General features: G+C 64.4%; 13 protein-coding genes. 4 read left to right on the top strand and 9 right to left on the bottom strand.

The window, feature by feature from the left end; genetic code table 11:
- Positions 1 to 54 precede the first annotated feature (54 nt).
- Positions 55 to 990 carry a lysophospholipid acyltransferase family protein gene (locus AC6H34_RS18435; protein WP_448148465.1) on the top strand — a complete coding sequence of 312 codons (936 nt, stop codon included), beginning with the start codon at positions 55 to 57 and terminating at the stop codon, positions 988 to 990.
- Positions 991 to 1,005: 15 nt separating this feature from the next.
- Here AC6H34_RS18435 and AC6H34_RS18430 read toward each other — a convergent pair whose 3' ends face one another.
- From AC6H34_RS18430 to AC6H34_RS18390, 9 genes are all read right to left on the bottom strand, one after another.
- Positions 1,006 to 2,568, bottom strand: a complete 1,563-nt coding sequence (locus AC6H34_RS18430) for a hypothetical protein (RefSeq protein WP_497539677.1) — start codon at positions 2,566 to 2,568, stop codon at positions 1,006 to 1,008.
- Positions 2,569 to 2,827: 259 nt separating this feature from the next.
- Entirely contained in the window at positions 2,828 to 4,456 is a 1,629-nt protein-coding gene (locus AC6H34_RS18425) for an alpha-D-glucose phosphate-specific phosphoglucomutase (protein WP_497539676.1), read from the bottom strand.
- A 47-nt stretch (positions 4,457 to 4,503) separates the two neighbouring features.
- Positions 4,504 to 5,940 carry a glycogen synthase GlgA gene (glgA, locus tag AC6H34_RS18420; protein WP_497539675.1) on the bottom strand — a complete coding sequence of 479 codons (1,437 nt, stop codon included), beginning with the start codon at positions 5,938 to 5,940 and terminating at the stop codon, positions 4,504 to 4,506.
- Between the two features lie 86 nt (positions 5,941 to 6,026).
- The gene (gene glgC, locus AC6H34_RS18415) at positions 6,027 to 7,298 is read right to left on the bottom strand and encodes a glucose-1-phosphate adenylyltransferase (protein WP_448148469.1); all 1,272 of its coding nucleotides are present in this window, start codon (positions 7,296 to 7,298) and stop codon (positions 6,027 to 6,029) included.
- A 120-nt stretch (positions 7,299 to 7,418) separates the two neighbouring features.
- The gene (gene glgB / locus AC6H34_RS18410) at positions 7,419 to 9,605 is read right to left on the bottom strand and encodes a 1,4-alpha-glucan branching protein GlgB (protein ID WP_497539913.1); all 2,187 of its coding nucleotides are present in this window, start codon (positions 9,603 to 9,605) and stop codon (positions 7,419 to 7,421) included.
- Positions 9,606 to 9,931: 326 nt separating this feature from the next.
- Entirely contained in the window at positions 9,932 to 11,362 is a 1,431-nt protein-coding gene (locus AC6H34_RS18405) for a hypothetical protein (protein WP_497539674.1), read from the bottom strand.
- A gap of 188 nt (positions 11,363 to 11,550) precedes the next feature.
- On the bottom strand, positions 11,551 to 12,861 hold the full coding sequence (locus tag AC6H34_RS18400; protein WP_497539673.1) for an esterase/lipase family protein: 1,311 nt from the start codon (positions 12,859 to 12,861) through the stop codon (positions 11,551 to 11,553).
- A gap of 24 nt (positions 12,862 to 12,885) precedes the next feature.
- Positions 12,886 to 14,193: a ComEC/Rec2 family competence protein gene (locus AC6H34_RS18395; protein WP_497539672.1), complete on the bottom strand. Its 1,308-nt coding sequence runs from the start codon at positions 14,191 to 14,193 to the stop codon at positions 12,886 to 12,888.
- Positions 14,194 to 14,383: 190 nt separating this feature from the next.
- Positions 14,384 to 16,897, bottom strand: a complete 2,514-nt coding sequence (locus AC6H34_RS18390; protein ID WP_448148473.1) for a glycogen/starch/alpha-glucan phosphorylase — start codon at positions 16,895 to 16,897, stop codon at positions 14,384 to 14,386.
- 224 nt (positions 16,898 to 17,121) lie between these two features.
- Here AC6H34_RS18390 and AC6H34_RS18385 point away from each other — a divergent pair, with 224 nt between their 5' ends.
- From AC6H34_RS18385 to nagA, 3 genes are all read left to right on the top strand, one after another.
- Positions 17,122 to 18,006: a glucosamine kinase nucleotide-binding domain-containing protein gene (locus AC6H34_RS18385; RefSeq protein ID WP_448148474.1), complete on the top strand. Its 885-nt coding sequence runs from the start codon at positions 17,122 to 17,124 to the stop codon at positions 18,004 to 18,006.
- 134 nt (positions 18,007 to 18,140) lie between these two features.
- Entirely contained in the window at positions 18,141 to 19,169 is a 1,029-nt protein-coding gene (locus AC6H34_RS18380; RefSeq protein ID WP_497539671.1) for an SIS domain-containing protein, read from the top strand.
- Positions 19,166 to 20,317 (top strand): N-acetylglucosamine-6-phosphate deacetylase, encoded by a 1,152-nt coding sequence (gene nagA, locus AC6H34_RS18375; RefSeq protein ID WP_448151320.1) that lies wholly within the window; start codon positions 19,166 to 19,168, stop codon positions 20,315 to 20,317. Before AC6H34_RS18380 ends, nagA begins: the two co-directional genes overlap by 4 nt.
- The last annotated feature ends 132 nt before the right edge of the window (positions 20,318 to 20,449 follow it).

The following is a 20,449-nucleotide window of genomic DNA, read 5'->3' as shown; positions in this document are numbered from 1 at the left end:
TGCCGCGATATAGTGATATCCCGCCAAGGGAAAACCGGCAGCTGAAGGCAACACATGGCTGGCAAGACAGGGCATGGCGCAAAGGGCAACGAGGTCCAGTTCACCTATGCGGATCCGACCTTTTCCAAACCGAAACAGGCCCTGATCAAGGTCATCGAGAAGGTGACAGGTCAGCCCAGGCTGAAGAAGCTCTACCTCGAGAACCAACGCAATCCCGTCGAAGGCGAGACGTTCTTCGCCGCTGCCGTGCGCAAGCTCAAGCTCGACGTCCAGTTCGACTATTCGCAACTCGCCAAGATCCCGCCGACGGGCCCCTGCGTCATCGTGGCGAACCACCCCTACGGCGTGCTGGACGGCGTCACCATAGCCTGGCTGATCGGCCTGGTGCGCCAGGACTACGTCATTCTCACCCACGCCTTGTTGCTGCGTGCACCCGAAACGCACAAGCATCTGCTCCCCGTCGACTTCTCGGAAACCGAGGAGGCGATGAAGACGAATTTGCGCACGCGCGCCGAGGCCCGGCGCCGGCTGGACGCGGGTGGCTGCGTCATCGTCTTCCCCGCGGGCGGCGTCTCCACCTCGCCCGACAAGCTTGGGCGTCGCCCAGCGATGGATGCGCCCTGGCAGCCCTTCACCATCCAGTTGATCCAGCGCTCGGGCGCCGTGGTCGTGCCGATCTTCTTCGGCGGCCAGAACAGCCGCCTCTTCCAGATCGCGAGCCACCTGAACCAGACGCTTCGCCTGTCGCTGATCTTCAAGGAAGTGCGCGACCGCATCGGCACGGTACTGCCGATCGCCATCGGCGATCCCATCGACGGCAAGGACTTCGCCGACGTCACCGATCGAAAGGCCGCGGCGTTGCGCTTGATGGAGCGTACCTACGCCCTGGCCCGCAACCTGCCCGGCGACAAGACGGCTAGGCGCATCTCGGCCGGCAAGGTGGAACCGGTGGTCCTCGACCAGCCGCGGGTGAGCGCTCCGAGAGGATAGGATCGCGGTTCCCGGCTACTCCCGCGCGATCACGCAGGCGCCGTAGGCCGGATCGTGCGCCGTCTTGGCGGCGCCGTTCTCGACATGGCGCAGAAGCCTGGCGACGGCCACTCGCCCCTCGACTCTCGCTTGCAAGTCGGCGGCCTTGGCGAATGCCTGCTCCCAGGCCAGAAACTGCGCGTCGCCCGGCATGCAGCCGGCGATCTGCAACTCGGCATCCGCGAGCATCACCTCCGTCAGTTCCCGCGGCAACCCCTCCGCTCCTGGCAGGGCGGCAATACGCTCGCCAAGGGCTTTCAGCCTGACCACGAAGGGGCGCTTGGCCTCCTTGTACCCCGGAAGAGCCTCCGCCGTTCGCAACATCTGGGACATGGCGTCGACGCCGACATTATCGTCGTCCTCCTTCTCCCACCGATCGACATCGGCAAGGACCAGCCGGGCATCGCTGCTCAGGGAACGCGCCTCGGCCCAACTCCTGTACTCTGCCTGCCAACCACCTTCGCCGTTCTGGGCATCGGGGTCCCCCGGTGAGCCATCCGAACCGAGAGTGACGCTGTCCGAGCTATCCTGCGCCGGTAGACGGGCGAATATCCGCTCGGCGTCGTCCGTGCGGCCGGCATCGAGATAGGCTCGGATCAGCGGCCGCACACCGGTTTCGGCGACCGCCTGTTGCAGGAGGTCGACGGTAGCCTGCGCATCGTCCTTGTCGGCGATATGCGTCCGGATGGCGGCGACGTCGCCCTGCATCTGGCTCTCGGCGGCATCGAGCCGCTTTTCCGCCGCCGCGAAGCCGTCGCAGGACGCAACCGCCATCACAGAACTCGCGAGATTGGTCGCGTCATGGCTCCTATTGGTGTTCCAGGCCGTGCGCTCCTCTTCCAGAAGCGCCAGCAGGCTGTCGCCCTTGTCTCGCGCACCCTGGCGGCAGAGGCGTTCCGCCACACCGGAAATCGCCGCCCAGCCGCCCTCCGCCAGCCCTCTTGTCCTGATGCTGTCCCGCAGGATGTCGGGCGCCGTCTCGGCGAGCCAGGCGTCGATGGCGAGTTCCGCCTGCGGCGCATTGCGCCAGAGCTGCTTGCCCTCCTCGCGCCAGAGCTTGAGGATGGTGTCCCTGTCGTTGCGCGCGATCAGGCCCTGAAACGCCAGCCGGGCGTATTCGGTGAGCGCGAAATCCGGCTCAGGCGAGATGCCGGTTGCCAGGGCCTTCTTCAGCGCCTCCACATCCGGCTTCTGGCGAAGCCGCGCCGGCACCAGGAAATTCTCGATCCTCGTCTGCAAATCATCGTCCCGGCCGGCGGAAGCGAGAAACTGCTGCGCGACCTCCACTCGCTCGGCCTCGGGATAACCCTTGACGATGTCGACGAGATAGCGGCCATGGCTGCCGCCACTTTCCTGCTTGTCCTTGCGCACATCCTCCGCCGCCTTCTTCAGGAGGCAGTGCCAGTCGCGCGTGGCACAGGCATCCTGGGCCTGTTCGGCCGCGGGCGCAGCAGCGACGCCGCTGGAAATGCAGGCGGCAAGGAAAGCCGGGACCGAGACCGATCGCAGGAAGCGGCGGAAGGAGGCCAGCGCAGGCATGACATGCCCTCAAGAGGGGTATGAAACCTACGATAGAAGTAAGGCGCCGAACCTGGCAAGACGTGCGCGCGCACGATCGCAGCCGCGTCCTCGGAACTCAGGCCAAAAGTCGCAACAGCGTAAAGACAGGCTCAATATTCGTCGTGCCCGGGCGTCTCCCGGGCATCCGAACGCAGGCTCTGCGATCTTCGCGCATCCCCCGATTGCCGGGACAGGCCCAGCAATGCCAAGGGTCGGTCGGGCTTCTCTCCGATCTGCCTCAGGTCACGACCGTCGGTTCGGCCATGCCCGTCTTGTCGGCGATGCCGCTGACCTTGCGCGCCACGGCGATGACATCGGCCAGCGCCGTCTGAGTCTCGATGCCCTGATGGGCGCTATCTGGTTCGTAGCGTTCCAGGTAGACGCGCAGCGTGGCCCCCTCCGTCCCCGTGCCGGAGAGGCGGAACACCGCGCGGGAGCCGCCCTCGAACATGATGCGCAGTCCCTGGTTCTTGGAGTCCGAACCGTCGACGGGATCATGGTAGGAGAAATCATCGGCCGAATGGACCTTGAGCTTGCCGAAAGTCTGCCCGGGCAGGCTGGAGATCTGCGAGCGGATCGCCTCCATCACCGCATTCGCCGCTTCGGTGGGCACAGCCTCATAGTCGTGGCGCGAATAGTAGTTACGGCCATATTTCACCCAATGCTCTCGCACGATGTCGATGACGGGCTGGCGCCGCTTGGCCAGCAGGGTCAGCCAGAGCAGCACGGCCCAAAGGCCGTCTTTCTCGCGGATATGGTTGGAGCCCGTTCCGGCGCTCTCCTCCCCGCAAATGGTGGCGAGGCCCGCATCGAGCAGGTTGCCGAAGAACTTCCATCCCGTCGGCGTCTCGTAGATCTTGATGCCCATCGCCTTGGCGACCTGGTCGGCGGCAAGGCTGGTCGGCATCGAGCGGGCGATGCCGGCGATGCCCTTGGCATAACCGGGAGCAAGGTCCGCATGCGCGGCGAGGATAGCGAGACTGTCGGAGGGTGTCACGAAGATGCCCCGGCCGATGATCAGGTTGCGGTCGCCGTCGCCGTCGGAAGCGGCGCCGAAATCGGGGGCATCCGGCCCCATCATCAGGTCATAGAGTTCCTTGGCATTGACGGGATTCGGATCCGGATGGTGGCCGCCGAAATCGGGCAGCGGCGTATCGTTCACCACCGTGCCGTGCGCGGCGCCAAGCTGTCCCTCGATGATGCGCTTGGCATAGGGACCGGTGATGGCGGACATCGCGTCGAAACGCATGGCGAAGCCGCTCTTGAACAGGTCGCGCAGGGCGTCGAAGTCGAAGAGATTCTGCATCAACTCGGCATAGTCGGCGACGGGATCTATGACCTCTACGACCGTGTCGAGGATCTTCAGCTCTCCGAGTTGATCGATATCGACGTCCGGCACGTCGGCGATCCTGAATTGGCTGATCGTCTTGGTGTGCGCGTAAATGGCGTCGGTGATCTTCTCCGGCGCAGGACCGCCATTGCCGATATTGTACTTGATGCCGAAATCGCCGTGCGGGCCGCCGGGATTGTGCGAGGCGGAGAGCACGATGCCGCCGAAGGCACCATATTTGCGGATCACGGCGGAGACGGCCGGCGTCGACATCAGGCCGCCCTGCCCTACCTTGATGCGGCCGAACCCGGCGGCGGCGGCCATCTTGAGGATTTTCTGCACCACTTCGCGATTGTAGTAGCGGCCGTCACCGCCGACGATGAGCGTTTTGCCGGCAAAACTCTCGAGCGTGTCGAAGATCGACTGCACGAAATTCTCGACGAAGTGGGGCTCCTGGTACACCGGCACTTTCTTGCGCAGACCGGATGTGCCGGGCTTCTGACCATCGATGGGCTTGGTGGGGACGGTACGGATCATGTCAGGGTTCCGGTTGGTCGAGGAGAGGGAAGAAGCGCGAGTGAGCCCTAGGCCAGCAAGTCCTGGTAGAGCCTTGCATAGGCACTGGCGCGGGAGTTCCAGGACAGGTCCAGCCCCATGCCACGTCTCTGCATCGACTGCCAGACCGTTCTGTCGCGGTAGAGGGCTATGGCGCGGGAGATCGCATCCTGCAGCATGGCGCCGCTGATCGGCTGGAACTGCACGCCGGTGGCGGCCTTCAGGGTGAGCGCGGCATCGTTTGCATCGACGATCGTGTCGGACAGTCCGCCGACGCGGGCCACCACGGGCGTGCATCCATAGCGCAGGCCATACAGCTGGGTGAGACCACAGGGCTCGAAGCGCGAGGGTACCAGCGTCATGTCCGCGCCCCCGAACATCAGATGAGAGAGCGCCTCGTCGAAGCCGAAGACGGCTCCCACGCGGCCGGAATACTGATAGGTCGCCTGGCGGAAGATGCCCTCCAGCTCCTTGTCGCCGGAGCCGAGCAGGGCGAGCCTTGCCCCATGGGCCACCAGATGCGGCACGGCCTCGGCCATGATGTCGATGCCCTTCTGCCAGGTGAGCCGGCTGACAAGGCAGAACAGGGGCGAGTTGTCGTGGTCCAGGCCGAAGCGCTTTTCCAGCGCCTCGCGATTGGCGGCTCGCCGGCCGAGCGACTTGGCATCGTAATTCACGGCGAGCTTGGTGTCCGTCGTCGGATTCCACTCCGTATCGTCAATGCCGTTGACGATGCCGGACAGCACGTCCGCACGGCCTGACAGGAGGCCCTCCAGGCCCATACCCGCTTCCGCCGTCTGGATTTCCACGGCATAGCGGGGCGAGACGGTCGTGATGCGATCGGCAAAATGAAGCCCGGCCTTCAGGAAACCGATCATGCCGTAGTATTCAATGCCGTCCACCGCGAAGGAGCGCTGCGGCAGTGCGAGGCTGCCCAGTATCGAGCGCGGAAACTGCCCCTGGAAGGCGAGGTTGTGCACGGTGATCACCGATTTCGGCCTGGGAGCCTCGGCATAATTGAGATAGGCCAACGTCAGGGCCGCCTGCCAGTCGTGGACATGCACGATATCAGGCCGGTAACCGGCCACCAGCCCATGACAGATCTCGGCGGCGGCGCTGGACAGAGCGCCGTAGCGCTGGGGATTGTCGAGCCAGTCGCGCCCATCCTTGTCCGTGTAGGGATTGCCCGGCCTATTAAACAGATGCGGCGCATCGACGACGAAAAGATCGAGCCCCTTCGCCGTGCCGCGCTTCACGGTCGTGCGCCCGCCAAAGAAGCTGGGCAGCTTGGCGACAGTCTCCCATTTGTCGCTGGCGGCCAGCACGGCCGGGTAGCCGGGGATGACCGTCGTCACCTCGACATCATAGCGCTTCAAGGCGCCGGGCAGCGCACCGACGACGTCGGCGAGCCCCCCGGTCTTGATCAGCGGATGGATTTCTGAGGCGACGGCGAGGACTTTGATCATCGGAATTTCCGCATTTCGACAGGGGATCGGGAAGGTGGGAGCATTCCTGGCGGAAACGACCATACTCCCGATCCGGTTGCCTCGGCTCAGAGCTTCAGCTTGTCGATCATGGGCTGGGTAATGAGGCAGATACCCTTGTCGGTCCGCCGGAAGCGCTGGGCGTCGAGAACGGGATCCTCGCCCACCACCAGGCCTTCGGGAATCTCCACGCCGCGGTCGATGACCACGTTCCGCAGGCGGGCCGAGCGGCCTATCTCCACATAGGGCAGGATCACGGCATTCTCGACAGTGGAATAGGAGTTGATGCGCACGCCCGTATAGAGCAAGGACCGCTTGGCGGTGGCACCCGACACGACGCAGCCGCCCGAAACGAGAGAGGAGACGGCGACGCCGCGGCGTCCCTCGGTGTCGTGCACGAATTTGGCGGGCGGCGTGATCTCAGCGAAGGTCCAGATCGGCCATTCCTGATCGTAGAGATCGAGAGCCGGCACCACATCCGTCAGGTCGATGTTCGCCTCCCAGTAGGCGTCGACCGTACCGACGTCGCGCCAGTAGGATTCCTTCTCGTGCTCGGATCGCACGCAGCTCGCCGTGAAGCGATGGGCGATCGCCTTGCCGTTCTTGACGATGTTGGGAATGATGTCCTTGCCGAAATCGCGGCTGGAGTTGGGGTCGTTGGCGTCACGGATCAGTTCCTCCTTGAGGAACTTCATCGAGAAGACATAGATGCCCATCGAGGCGAGTGCCATGTCGGGCTGGCTGGGAATGCCGGGCGGATCCTTGGGCTTCTCGACGAAGGCGACTATGCGGTCCTTCTCGTCGACATGCATGACGCCGAAGCCGGTCGCCTCCATGCGCGGCACTTCGAGGCAGCCGATGGTGACATCGGCCTTCTGCTCCACATGCTGCTGGAGCATCAGCTCATAGTCCATCTTGTAGATGTGGTCTCCGGCGAGAATGACCATGTATTCGACGCCGGTGCCGTCGATGATGTCAAGGTTCTGATAAACCGCGTCGGCCGTGCCGCGATACCACATGTCTTCCGAAATGCGCTGGCTCGCAGGAAGAATGTCGAAACTCTCGTTACGTTCAGGACGCAGGAAGTTCCAGCCGCGATTCAGATGCCGGATCAGCGAATGCGCCTTGTACTGGGTTGCGACGCCGATGCGGCGGATGCCGGAATTGATCGCATTCGAAAGGGCGAAATCGATGATGCGGCTCTTGCCGCCGAAATAGACCGCCGGCTTGGCGCGGCGATCGGTCAATTCCATCAATCGGCTTCCGCGGCCGCCGGCCAGCACATACGCCATGGCCGAACGTGCAAGCGGACCACCCGTCGAATGTCTCGGTCCCGTCATATAAACTCCTCCCATACTGGCTGTACCGCTCGGGGGTGCCTCATCCCTCACCCGCCCGCGTTCCTTGGTTTTCTATGAGGTGGTGCGTGGAAATCCAGCCTTCCACGCGCCACATTCTTGTTAATTTCCCGCCCATTCCAGCAGTATGGCGGTCAATGGCGGCAAGTTGATCCTGGCCATGGCCGGCTTGCCCTTCCAATTTCCCTCATGCGCGTAGATGCCGCCGAGGTTGCCGCGATTGAGGCCGAAATAGCGCTCGGAATCGGAGTTGAGCAGCTCCTTCCAGTTCCCCTTCAACGGCAGCGGCAGCACATAGTCGTCTCGTGCGACGGGCGTCAGGTTGGCGACCACGACGATGGGAGCGACATCGGAGGCATAGCGCGCCCAGGCGAAGATGGAATTGGCGTTGTCGTCCACCACCATCCACTCGAAGCCATCGCCTTCGCAGTCGCGCTCATGCAGGGCCGGGCGCCCGCGATAGAGATGGTTGAGATCCCGCACCAGATCGCTGAGCCCCCTGTGCGGACCATACTGCATCAGGTCCCAGTCGAGCCCGACATTCTCGTTCCACTCACGGCGCTGGCCGAAATCCTGCCCCATGAAGAGGAGCTTCTTGCCCGGATAGGCCCACATCATGGTGTAATATGCCCGCAAGGTCGCGAATTTGTCGCCCTCGAGACCCGACATCTTGTTCACGATCGAATTCTTGCCGTGCACGACCTCGTCATGGGAAAGCGGCAGCACAAAATTCTCGGCAAAGGCATAGATCAGTCCGAAGGTCAGGTCGTCGTGATGATACTGGCGATAGATCGGCTCGCGCTCCATATAGTCCAGGGTGTCATGCATGAAACCCATGTTCCATTTGAAGCCGAAGCCGAGGCCGCCTTCATGCACGGGCTTCGACACGCCCGGCCAGGCCGTGGATTCCTCGGCGATGGTCACCACCCCGGGATGGGCGGCGTAGACTTCCTTGTTCATGTGCTGGAGGAAGGCGATGGCGTCCAGGTTCTCGCGCCCGCCATGGATGTTCGGAATCCACTCCCCTGCCCGCCGGGAATAATCGAGATAGAGCATGGAAGCGACGGCATCGACGCGCAGCCCGTCGATGTGGAAACGCTCCAGCCAGAACAGCGCGTTCGCGATGAGGAAGTTCGCCACCTCGCGCCGACCGAAATCGTAGATCGCGGTGTTCCAATCGGGATGGAAGCCCCGGCGCGGATCCGGATGCTCGTAGAGCGCTCCGCCGTCGAACCAGGCAAGGCCATGGGAATCAGTGGGGAAATGCGCCGGAACCCAATCGAGGATAACGCCGATGCCGGCCTCGTGCGCCTTGTTGACGAAGCGCGCGAAGCCATCCGGCGAGCCGAAGCGGCTGGTGGGCGCGAACAGGCCTGTCGGCTGGTAGCCCCAGGAGGCGTCGAGCGGATGCTCGCTCACCGGCAGCAGCTCGATATGCGTGTAGCCCAAGTGCAGCGCATAGCTGACGAGTTGGTCGGCAAACTCGTCATAGTTGAGGAAGCGCTGGTGATCGCCCCGCTTCCAGGATCCTAAATGCACCTCGTAGATCGACATCGGTGCCTTGCGGGGGTCCTGGCGGGCCCGGTCCTCCAGCCATTTCTGGTCGGTCCAGGCAAAAGGCTCGGACGACAGCACGCGCGAGGCCGTGCCGGGCCGCATCTCGGAGGCGAAGGCGAAAGGATCGCTCTTCAAAGGCAGCAAGGCGCCGTTTGGGCCGATGATCTCATATTTGTAATAGGCCCCGGGAACGACACCGGGCAGGAAGATCTCCCACACGCCGGTATCGATGCGCTTGCGCATAGGGTGGCGGCGACCGTCCCAGTTGTTGAAATCGCCCACGATGGAAACGCGACGGGCATGCGGCGCCCAGACGGCGAAATGCACGCCGTCCGTACCCTCATGGTGGGTCGGATGAGCACCCATCTTGTCCCAGAGCCTGAGATGGGTGCCCTCGACATAGAGGTAGTCGTCCATCTGCCCCAGAATGGGCCCGAAGCGATAGGGATCCTCGACATCCCACTCCCCGCCGGCATTGGCGGCGTGCAGGCTGTAGACGCGGCCCGCCCCGGCGGCGAGCCCCTCGAACACGCCGTCGTCATGCCGCCGCTGCAGGGCCACCGGCTCCTTGAGCTGCGGCGACACCACGAAGACGCTCTCGGCATTGGGAACGAAGGCCCTGATGACCTCGCCGTCGGCGGTGTCGTGAGGGCCTAGCACGGCGAATGGATCATGGTGGCGGCCGGCAGCCAGCGCCGCTATCTCGACCTCGGGCAGGCGCCAGCCTTCCAATTTGCGGGCAACAGGTTTCTTGGCCAAGGGCGCCGGCTTCTGGGCCTTGGACGGTGAGGCGCTCGTCTTCGTATCCTTTGCCACGCCGCTGCCACCTCTCGCACTTGACGGCTGACGCCGCTCTTACCACGGGCCAAACGTTCTACGCCGGGCCTCTTGAAGGGATAAGCTAGGGGTTTTGCCGGAGCGGTCAATGATTAAACGCATGCAAGCAAAACACAGTTAAGCCACAAGTGTATCTGCCGTGGGACAGACCTACGTCGGGGTTAAACACGCGGCTCTGGGGAAGGTTCCCAAGACGTTGGCGTTCGTTTCACACTACAGACTCAGTTGGAATCACCATCGCTACCATTGTCTTCGGCGTCACCACCATCCCTCCGGAAGGCCGGCGTATCGGTCGGTTCGGGAGGATCCTCGGTTCGCCTCGAACGTTCGTCCACGAAGGAAGGGGTGCCGACGCTGGGTTCCGGAGGATCTTCGGTTCGCCTCGGGCGCTGATCGACGAAGGACGGCGTTCCGGTACTCGGTTCGGGAGGAGCCGCGGGCCGCCTCGGGCGCTCGTCCACGAAGGGCGGCGTATCGATTTCCTGCTGCCTCGGCCGACGATCGATGAAATGCGGTTGGATCGAAGGCGGCGGGGGTGGCGCCATTGCGATCACGTTCAACCGCACATTGGCGAACTGACCATCCCAGCGGCAGGTGAAATTACCATGCTGATAGCCGATGTTGCGTGTGGCGGACCAGATACCTTCCACCATGAGAGCGGGACCATTGGCGTAGACATCGGCGATATTGTCGACACTGTTCGATGCTGTGCCGGCTATATTGTTCTGGCGGATGACTTCGTTCGAGCAGGCACGAATGGCCGCAGCCCGAGACAGGCGAGGCTGGGCGCCCGGAAGCACCACCACCTGCGGCGGCTGGGGCGGAGGCTGAACCACGACGACATGGGACGCCGGAGGCGGCTGCACGACGATCGTCTGCGGTGGAGGCGCCGGTTGCGCGGGAGGACGAGGCTGGGATGCCAGCCGGTATATACCTGTCGCGGTGCCGTTCTCCGGAATGCCGCAGCCATTGTCGGAGGAGACCAGATAAGGACCCATCAGCCAGAAGCGGGCCCGGCACAGATCATGGTTTCCCGGATCGGCGTTGAAGTTCCTTGTTATGCCCTTGTCGAGGTCGACGGAGAATGCCGCGGCAGCGCCCCGCGGCAATGCCGTCGCCTGGTAGCCGGGCAGGTGCACGCCGTCAGTGCCGATCGGCTGCCCCGCAAAGGTCGACGTCACATTGAAACGAAAGGCTCCGCTGCGCGCAGGCGTGATCCTGATCTCCCGATCGAAGCCGACCTTCCAGTCCCCCAGCCACTCGGCCGAATCGACGGGCGGCTCAGCCGGGCTGTTGGTGAGTGCGGAAAGCGGAAGCCATCCCCCTGTCGTCGAGAATTTCGGAGCGCCGCCCGTGTAGGTCGTGCAGGCGTAGTTGCCCTGCACGGACGTCACCACCACCGGATCGCCCGGCACCACGAAAGCAGCCAAGGCACAGTTGGGGCCGGCTCCGGGGCAACCTCGCTGTGCATCGTCGCTTTTCAGGAAATGCAGCCGGGTCGGCCCCTGCGCAACCACCGCGAGTTGCGGCACGGCGCCGTCGACCGCCAGATCATTGATAGGGTAGCACCCCGGCGCAGCGGCAAGAGCCGGCAAGCTGCCGCACATGAATATAGCCGCGGACAGATAAGTCCCGACACGCTTGCGAGTCATGAATTAGCCCCTTCGCCGTACGGCAGGATAAGCCCCGGCGAAGGGTCGCCCGCAAGACGAAGCGCCCGTGGAGCTGTCATCCGGTCCGTATTTCCCTAGAGGCTATCGGCACTATAGGATGCAAGCAAGAAAAATACACTTAGCCGGCGGCATTTATTCAACGGCACCTGCTCCTGGAGACCTACCGTCTATCCGGCACTGACCGTGAACTGCACGGGCTGCGCAGCGGCAGGCTCGCCGACGAAGCTTATCCTGTAGAAGCCCGGCTGTTTCAGGGCTGGCAGTCTCGGCTTCAGCACCGGCACGGGCGGGCCGGCATAGCTCAGCTCGACCGGCTCCCCGAAGGCGGTGAAGGGATGCGCGGGATCATCGGTCCTCTGAAGCACGAGCTTGCCCTTGACGATGCCTGCCGGGGTCGGCGGCACAATCACGACCTCGACTTCGTCGCCTGTGCCGATGACGATGGACTGGACCGACAGGGTGGATGGGAGGCCCGCCAGACCGACGGGCGCAGTGGGAAAATCCTTGCCGAAGAGGCGGAAGAACACGGCCTTGAATGGTGTTGCGGTGAAAAAGTTCGAGTGTTCGCCGACCACGAGTTGCTTCTGTCCCGATTTGGGCAGGGCACTCCATAGCGGCACCGTACCATCGCCCGCATCCTCCGAGCGGGTCACGACTTGCTCCGCCGCGTCTATGTTCACGCGGGTCGCCGTCTTGTGGCCGGTGGCGGCAAAGTAGAAATAGCGGGCATGCGCGGGTGCCTCTCCCTTGGCAAGGGTGGCGTGGACCCAGGCGGCTCGCGCCACCAGGTCCGGATCGAGGCCCAGCGTCTTCGCGACGGCGGGGTCGTAGATGTCGAGCTGGCCGAGCGTGCTCGAAGGCCTGACATCCCAGCATGCGGCTTCCGCAGGTGCAGGCAGGAGCTGGTAACCGGAAGGATAGCGCCTGTCGGCGGCGAGGGCCTTGAAGTCGGCGGCGCTGATGCCCATGGCGCTGTCGAGGCCCATGATGCGGGCGAGAGCCAGCGGCGCGCCCAGGTGTGGCGTCGCCAGCGTGATGAAGGCGTCGATCTTCTTGAGCCACGGCTTCGCCTTGAACTTTCCGGCCTCGATGGCAAGGCGGGCGACGAGGCCGCCCATGCTGTGGGCAACGATGGCGATCGAACTCGTCCCTGCCGGAAGGGTATCGAGCCTGGCGGCCAGTTGATCGGCAAGCATCTCGAGGTCGCGGCGCCAGTCGTAGGGGAAGAGGAAGAGGCGGTCTCCCGCGCCGCTCTCCTTGAAACCGATGGCCGAAAAAGTATCGATCAGCGGCTGATAGACGTCAAAGCACGATACTCTGCGCACGATGTCGCCGACCTTGAGGTCGTCCTGCATCAGCTTGTCCTTGCGCCCATAGCCGAGCGTCGCTTCGAGCGGCGTCGGCGGCCAGACCTCCTCGCCCGCTGGCGTGGAAAGGATCGTCCCCATGGTTCCCGGTACGAACAGCACGCATTTCATGTGGTCCCCCCTCGAAGCATCGGCCTATTGCGTCGGTGTGATGGTGCAGCCGCAGGAGCACGACCGCGTCCTGATCGCTCCCCCGCTCCAGTCGAGCTTGATGTGGCCAAGCCCGTTGGCGGCCCTGTCCTCGGTTCGCCTCTCGTCAATGGGAGGCCCGGGATGGCCGATATTCCAGCTCGCGTTCCTCAGCCTGTTCAACGGGGTGGCGAGCGGGTGGGTATACTGATTGTTGATGCCGTAGGAGAACGCAGCACGCGCCTGCGGACCGGCTGGCCTGGCGGGGGGCTGGCCCGCTGATTGGCCACCGTGATGGGCGACGGCAAAGGCCGCTATCGAGCGACCATTCTTGAGAAGCAGGATATCGGAATAGCCGGCATCGCCCGGCAGGAGGATGGGTTCCTCGCCGGACGGGCCGTGAACCCATACCGCGATCCCGGTTCGGTTCTGGTTGCCGGCCGGGCCGTTGCAAAGCTCAAGTTCGATGGCCCCGGCCGAGAGCACGCTCCCGCCCGTCGTGCTCCACACCATGAGGACGCCCGTCGGGTGACCGGTGATCGCACTCGCCATGGCGGACTGGGGCCCGGGACCGAGCGTCTGGAACGGGGCGATCCAGGTCAGGCCCTGCGCGTTGGGGTAGATGTTCGCAGCCTCGAAATGATCGTAGTGCCAATGGGTCAGGATGACGACGGGCGACTGCTGAAGACAGATCCCGCCCATCGCCGAAGGCCAGGTGCGCGCGTCCTTGAGCACGCCTGCACCCAGGTCGACATAGGCGGCGACATCCCCCCCCGTGGTGACCAGGGCATTGGCGGCCCCCTGTCCCACATCGAGCGCGAAAACCTCCTCGATGGGCAGTGAGGGCAATTTACCCTGGATTTCCTGCTCGGTCCTGATCTCGGGAGAGAGATCGGTCGCCTTCTTCAGCTGCAGTTCCCTCAGCGCCGAAACGCGCTTGATCGAAATGGCTGCAAGCTGGGGCAAGGCTGCGATGTTGTCGTAGACCTCGGCCTCCCCCATCGGGTCCGGCGAGAGGAAGATCTCCGACCATTCCGGCAGGTCCGCGACGGGATTCCTCCCAAGCCAGTCGCGGGCACGGAACTGGGTCAGTCCATTGACCTGGACCGCATAGATCGGCGCATCCCCGATGGCACCGCGCCAGGCTGCGGGAGTAGGTTCTTCCTCCACGGATCGCACGAAGCGATCGAAAGCCTCCGCCTCGACGGCATCGAAGAGGACGTACCCATCGCCTTCCTCGCCATCGATCAAGCGGGCATAGACACGGGGCGGGACATGAGAGGGTTCCTCCCTGCGCTGAAAGAACCGATGCATGAAATCCCCCTGGTCTCACGCGAAATTCTTCAAGGCAGCTGCTGCCCGCATTTTGCTCTAGCGGAGAGTTCGTGATTCCCTCGTGATTCCGACGGCAGCGCGCGGCCCCGACCGGTCCGAAGCCAGCTAAAGAAAAAGGCCTCCTCCCAGGCGGGAGAAGGCCTTGTCCGGTTTGCGCGGCAGTTCCGTCTTACTCGACCGGAACGGTCGGAACGCCCCAGATCTCGTCCGCATATTCGCGGATGGTGCGGTCGGAGGAGAACCAGCCCATGCGCGCCACATTCAGGATGGCCTTCTCGCGCCAGGCAGTCTTGTCGGTCCAGAGGGCATCGACATTGCGCTGCATGGCCGCGTAGGCGTCGAAATCGTCGGTCACGAGGAACCAGTCGCTGGAACGCAGCGATTGCACCGTGCCGCGATGGCGCTCGCGATCGGTGGGGGAGAACACGCCGGATTCCACGGCATCCAGCACCTCGGCAAGGGCCGGGGAAGCCGCGATGTTGTCCGACGGATTTCGGCCCGCACGCTTGCGATCCTCCACCTCGTTGGCCTTCAAGCCGAAGATGAAGATATTGTCGTCGCCGACATGCTCCTTCATCTCGACATTGGCGCCGTCGAGCGTACCGATGGTCAGCGCGCCATTAAGACCGAACTTCATGTTGCCGGTACCGGAGGCCTCCAGGCCCGCCGTGGAGATCTGCTCGGAAAGATCGGCGGCCGGGATGATCACCTCGGCAAGGCTGACATTGTAGTTCGGCATGAACACCACCTTGAGGAGGTTGCGCACGGCCGGATCGGAATTCACCACCTTGGCGACATCGTTGATCAGCTTGATCACATACTTCGCCGCTGTGTAGCTCGCCGCTGCTTTGCCGGCAAAAATCTTGACCCGCGGCACCCAGTCCTTCTCGGGATGGGCGCGGATCGCGTTGTAGAGCGCGATCGTCTCGAGGATGTTCAGGAGCTGGCGCTTGTATTCGTGGATGCGCTTGATCTGGACATCGAACATCGATGCGGGATCGACGCGCTGGCCGATCGTCTGCTGGATGACCTTCGCCAGCCGTGCCTTGTTGGCGTGCTTGACCGCGGCGAAGGCCTCCTGGAAAGAAGCGTCCTTGGCATAGGGCTCGAGCGCCTTCAACTTCTCGGCGTCGTCGAGATAGGCGTCGCCGATGGCCTCGCGCAGCAGCGTGGTGAGGCCGGGATTGGCCGTCATCAGCCAGCGGCGCGGCGTGATGCCGTTGGTCTTGTTGGTGATCCGTCCCGGGAACAGCGCGTTCAGGTCCCGGAAGACGGTTTCCTTCATCAGGTCCGAATGCAGGGCCGAGACGCCATTGACCTTGTGGGAGCCCACGAAGGCGAGGTTGCCCATGCGGACGCGGCGTCCATGCGTCTCGTCGATGATCGAAACGGCGGCGATCATCGCATCCGAGGCGCCGGTTCCGCGTGCTTCCGTCAGCACCCGGGCGTTGATGGCGTAGATGATCTGCATGTGGCGGGGCAGGAGACGCTCGATCAGCGGCACCGGCCAGGTCTCCAGTGCTTCGGGCAGCAGCGTGTGGTTCGTGTAGGAAATAGTTTCGCGCGTGATCGCGAAGGCATCGGCCCAGCTCAGCGAGTGGATGTCGATGAGGATACGCATCAGTTCAGCGACCGCGATGGCCGGATGGGTATCGTTGAGCTGGATCGCCGCCTTGGAAGGCAGCGTCTTGATGTCGCGATGCTGCTGGAGGTGACGGCGAACGATGTCCTGGAGCGACGAGGAGGTGAAGAAGTACTCCTGGCGCAGGCGCAGTTCCTGGCCGGCCGGCGTGGAGTCGGCCGGATAGAGCACGCGCGAGATCGACTCCACCTTCGTACGATCGGCGAGCGCGCCGATATGGTCGCCGGCATTGAAGGCGTCGAGCGAGATCGGATCCAGCGAGCGGGCCGACCACAGGCGGAGCGTGTTGACGCGATTGCCGCGCCAGCCGACCGCCGGGGTATCGTGGGCGACTGCCAGGATCGTCTCCGCCGGCTTCCAGCTGTGCACGGCCGAGCCGTCCCAGCCGTCGCTCGCCTCGACTGCGCCGCCGAAGCCGACCTCATAGGCTACTTCGCGCCGCGGGAACTCCCAGGGATTGCCGTTCTGCAGCCAGTTCTCGGGTGACTCGGTCTGCCAGCCGTCGACGATATTCTGCCGGAACAGGCCGTTCTCGTAACGAATGCCATAGCCATAGGCGGCGACGCCGACGGTAGCCATGCTCTCCATGAAGCAGGCGGCGAGCCGTCCCAGGCCGCCATTGCCGAGAGCCGCGTCGGGCTCCATCTCGGCGATCATGTCGAGATCGACGCCCACGGAAGCGAGCGCCTCGCGGGCCGTGTTCAGGAGGCTGAGATTGTTCAGGCCGTCCTTGAGCAGGCGGCCGATGAGGAATTCGAGCGAAAGATAATAGACGCGCTTGCCGCCCATGCGGTACACGCCGCGCGTCGTCGCCATCCAGCGGTCGACGATGTGGTCCCGCAGGGCCAGGCTCACCGCTCGGAGCCAATCGTGGTCGCGGGCGACGATCGGATCCTTGCCGACGGCGTAGGTCAGCTTTGCCAGGATAAGATCACGGAAAGCACGCGCATCTCCCGTCGCTTCCGGGAGCTTTGCCGTATCGTCCGCCACCGCCAGGGCTGTCTCGGCCGAATAGAGCTTGTTCTGCAACGGTGACTTCATGAGCATCGTCTCGATGTTGATCTTCGCACCGTGCTCCTTAACGCAACTCCCCCTCACATGCGAGTGCTCAAAGCGCATAAAATGCGGCTTGGAACGCCTGGTGGGTAATTTGCCTTTTTAAGAGGCAGCACGATATTGGAACGCCGCAAACACGGTCAGTTTACACGGCCGTTTCAGGCCTTTATCGGTGATTGCAAGAACTGTTCCGCCGCACGGAGAAATGAATGTCGGGCCCCTACTTTCTGGCGATCGATGGCGGCGGCACAAATACCCGCGCCCGTCTTAGCGACGAAAGCGGGCGCATTCTGGGCGAAGGCCTCTCGGGTTCCTCCAATCTGACGCTCGGCACCGAGATAACGGGACCGGCCATCGCGGATGCGGGCGACAAGGCGCTGGCAGCGGCGGGCCTCCCGCCGGAGGCCAGGGCGCGGGTGCACGCCGGGATGGGCCTTTCGGGCGCGAACGTCCCCGCCCTCGCAGAAGGCATCCGCGGCTTTCCGTTCGGCTATCAGTCGATCGCCCTGGCTTCCGATGCCGTGACGGCCTGCCTGGGCGCCCATGCCGGCGAGGATGGCGGCATCCTCATCCTCGGCACGGGCTCGCAGGGGCTGGCCTTGGCCGGCGGCAAGGAGACGGCGGTCGGCGGCTGGGGTTTTGCGCTGTCCGACGAGGCCTCGGGCGCGATCCTCGGGCGTGCCGCCATCCGGGCCTCGATCCTCAGCATCGACGCCCTCGCCCCCTCCTCCGACCTCACGCGCCTCATCATGGCGCGCTTCCATGACGATCCCAGCGAGGCCGTGCTGTGGAGCAAGACGGCGACCCCGCGCGACTATGGCAGCTTCGCCCCGATGGTCTTCCGCGCAGCCCGCGGCGACGGCGTGGCGGACCATCTGATCGCCGGCGCCGTCGGCTCGATCGTGACGATGCTCGACCGGCTCATTCATCTCGGCGCCCCCCGGATTGCCCTGATGGGCGGGCTTGCCGCGCCCTACCGTCCCTTCCTGCCGACGCGCTATGACGACGTGCTGGTCGAGCCCCGAGGGGATGCGCTCGATGGCGCGCTGACGCTGGCCAGGCGGCCTGTCCAAGGGATCCCGGTGGATGTCTGATCCTCGCACCCACCGCATATGTTGGAAGACCGGCGAATTCTCCACCGCGGAGTCTGTGGCCGGCCAGAGAGAATCCGCTTAGGAATGCCCGTCGATCTGAAACCTTCTCCTGCCAATCACTCCAAGGTGGCCCCATGACCTCGCCTTCCGACGCATCCTCAACCCTGATGGCTGCGGAAATCGCCGAGGCGCCTGCGGCCCTCGCCCGCTTCTTCGATGCCGAAGGCGCCAATCTGGCGAGGATCGGCGCGAAGCTGCGCGATCTTTCGCCGGCTTATGCAGTGACCTGCGCTCGCGGCTCCTCTGACAACACGGCTGGGTACTTCAAATATCTCAGCGAGATCCTGTCGGGCGTGCCAGTGGCGTCGGTGGGTCCCTCGGTCGCCTCGATCTACAAGGCCTCCCTGCGCTTGCAGGGCGCCGTCGTCGTATCGGTCTCCCAGTCCGGCAAGAGCCCCGACATCGTTGCCCTACAGGCCCGCGCGAAGGAAGCCGGCGCCTTCTCGGTGGCCATCGTGAACGATGCCTCCTCTCCCCTCGCGACCGAGGCGGATGCAGTCCTCCCGCTCCATGCCGGCCCCGAGCGGAGCGTGGCGGCCACGAAGACCTGCCTGAGTTCGGCCGCGGTCCTGGCGGCGCTCATCGCCGAATGGCATCAGGACAAGGCCCTTCAGCAAGGCGTGCGGGCCCTCCCGGCCGCCTTCGAGGCGGCCCTGTCCGCCGACTGGAGCCCCGCCCTTCCCATCTTCGAGAAGGCGCAGTCGGCCTATGTGATCGGCCGTGGCCCGGCTTTCCCCATCGCGCAGGAGGCTGCGCTGAAGCTGAAGGAGACGGCCGTTCTCCACGCCGAGGCCTATAGCGGCGCCGAGGTGATGCACGGCCCCCTGCAACTCGTCGACAGCGGTTTTCCCGTGCTGGCCTTCCGGCCGGAGGATGCCGCATTCGCGGCCATGGGCGAGGCGATCGATCGCATGCGTGGTGCCGGCGCGAACGTCTTCGTCGCCGGCGGCGGCGGCCTGCCGTTCCGCAGTTCGGGCCACGCCTTGCTCGACCCGCTCGCCATGCTGGTCTCCTTCTACGGCCTCGCCGAGAAGGTGGCGCGCGGACGCGGACACGACCCCGACCGGCCAAGCCGGCTGCGCAAGGTGACGGAGACGATCTGATGAGTCTCGATGCTCTCACGGCACCGCGCCTGTTCAACGGCGAAACCTTCCTCGACCACCACGCGCTGCTCGTCGAAGGCGAAAAGATCGCAGCGGTGGTGCAACGCTCGGAAATCCCTTCCCACGCGGTGGTCACCTCCCTGCCCTCCGGCCTTCTCGTTCCAGGCTTCATCGACGCCCAGGTCAATGGCGGCGGCGGATTCCTCTTCAACGAAGCCCCGGAGGTAGCCACGCTCGACGGCATCAGCGCCGCGCACCGCAGGCACGGCTCCACCGCCCTTCTGCCGACCTATATCACCGACAGGATCGACGGCATGAAGCGGGCGCTGGAAGCCGCGCGGGCCGCGATCGCCGCGAGCGTCCCCGGTGTCGCCGGCATCCATCTCGAAGGCCCCTACCTGTCCGTGGCGCGCAAGGGCGCCCACGATCCCGCCCTGATCCGGCCGCTGACAGACGAGGACGTCGACCTCATTCTCGGCAGCGGCATCGAGACGATCCTGCTCACCGTCGCGCCGGAGAACGCGTCCAACCGCCTCATCCGCCGGCTTGCCGAAGGCGGCGTCATCGTCAGCCTCGGCCACACGGATACCGACTACGATACCGCCATGGCGGCGGCCGATGCGGGCGCGACAGGCATCACCCACCTCTTCAATGCCATGTCGCCGCTTCAGGGCCGCGCGCCGGGTGTCGCCGGCGCCGCGCTCGACCACGGCGGCCTCTGGGCAGGCGTGATCGCCGACGGCCACCACGTGCATCGCGGCTCGCTCAGCGTTGCCCTGCGGGCCAAGCGCGCGCCCGGCCGGCTCTTCCTGGTGAGCGACGCCATGCCGACGGCCGGCGACCCCAATGACGTCTTCTTCCTCAACGGACGCAAGGTGACCCGCCGCAACGGTGCCTTGACCCTGGAGGATGGTACGCTGGCCGGCTCCGATCTCACCATGGACGGCGCCGTGCGCTACAGCGTCGACAATCTCGGCATCGACCTCGGCGAAGCACTGCGCATGGCCAGCCTCTATCCCGCGCAATTCCTCAAGCTCGATCGCCGTCGGGGCCGCCTCGCGCCGGGCTTCCGCGCGGATCTCGTCCACCTCGACGAAACCCTCGCAACCAGGGGCGTGTGGATCGCAGGGCACAAACTCGTAGGCTGATCCAACCTTCCATCGAACGGGCAACGATACAGCCGGTCGCGAGACCGGCTTTTTTGTTGACTCGACAAGGCCGTATGATAGCTTTTGAAATAATATGAAAAAATATGCCAAATCACGAAACCGGGGAGGTTC

The organism is Labrys sp. ALF-8, assembly GCF_059699065.1.
This window is presented reverse-complemented; position numbering and strand designations above follow the sequence as displayed.